The organism is Mesorhizobium sp. M2A.F.Ca.ET.037.01.1.1 (assembly GCF_003998075.1).
Classification (GTDB): domain Bacteria; phylum Pseudomonadota; class Alphaproteobacteria; order Rhizobiales; family Rhizobiaceae; genus Mesorhizobium.
This window is the reverse complement of the sequence record NZ_RZSA01001550.1, coordinates 1-896: the sequence shown is the minus strand read 5'-3', so window position 1 is coordinate 896 and position 896 is coordinate 1. Positions and strand designations below refer to the sequence as shown.

1 protein-coding gene and 1 pseudogene are annotated in these 896 nt (G+C 66.0%); both read right to left on the bottom strand.

What is annotated here, in order from left to right:
* A pseudogene (locus EOA27_RS38290) lies at window positions 1-335 on the bottom strand (pyrroloquinoline quinone biosynthesis protein C); the annotation flags it as partial.
* The coding region (locus EOA27_RS38285; protein ID WP_245491379.1) for an MBL fold metallo-hydrolase at window positions 332-896 on the bottom strand (565 nt) is incomplete at its 5' end. The gene EOA27_RS38285 and the pseudogene EOA27_RS38290, both read right to left, overlap by 4 nt.

Below are 896 nucleotides of genomic sequence, written 5' to 3'. Positions count from 1 at the left end.
AGCCCGAGCGAGGTCGCCAGATGCAGCCAGCGCGCGATGCCGCCACTCCAGCCGTCCTCGCCGTCATGGTCCTCGATGCGCTTGCGCCAGGCGGCGCGAAAAGCCGGATCTTCGGCACGAGCCAGGATCATGGCGTCCTTGCGCGGAATGACGGCCTGGTAGCAATAGCGGTTCAGCGCCCAGGCCTGCATTTCGGCCTTCGACAGGGCGCCACCGGTCATCCTGTGATGGAAAGGATGGCGGTTGTGGTAGCGCTCGTCGCCGACCCGCCGCAGCATGGCTTCGAGCTCGCGCTTTGACAGGCCGCCTCGGGCCGCATCGTGGAAATCGCTCAAAATTCCATCTCCATGCCGTCGGAGGCGACTTCCCAGCCAGCCGCCTTGATCGCCGCGTGCTCGGCGGAATTCTCGTCCAGAACAGGATTGGTGTTGTTGATATGGATGAAGATACGGCGAGCGATCTTCACATCGGCCAGACCGGCGATCGAACCCGCTTGCCCCGACATTGCGATGTGCCCCATGCGTGTGCCGGTTTTCTGGCCGACGCCGGCTGTGACCATCTCGTCGTCCGTGTAGACGGTGCCGTCGAACAGAAGGCAGGCGGCATCGGCCAGCCGCGTGCGCAACGCGGCATCGGTACGCGCGCAGCCCGGGACGAAGAAAACGGCGCCGCGACCGACCGCTCCGCTGATACGGACGCCGATCGTATCGCCCGTGTCGGAGCTGAAGTCTGCGCCGGCGTCCCCTCTTTGCTCGAGGTAGAGCGCGACCTTGCCGGGCACGGGAAAGGCCTCGATGGCAACGCCGGTCTCATGGCCGTCCGCGCCGCAGATCGCCATCTCTTCCGTCGGCGCCAGGAGGCGCCGGGGCACGATCGCCGGATCGAGGACATTGAAG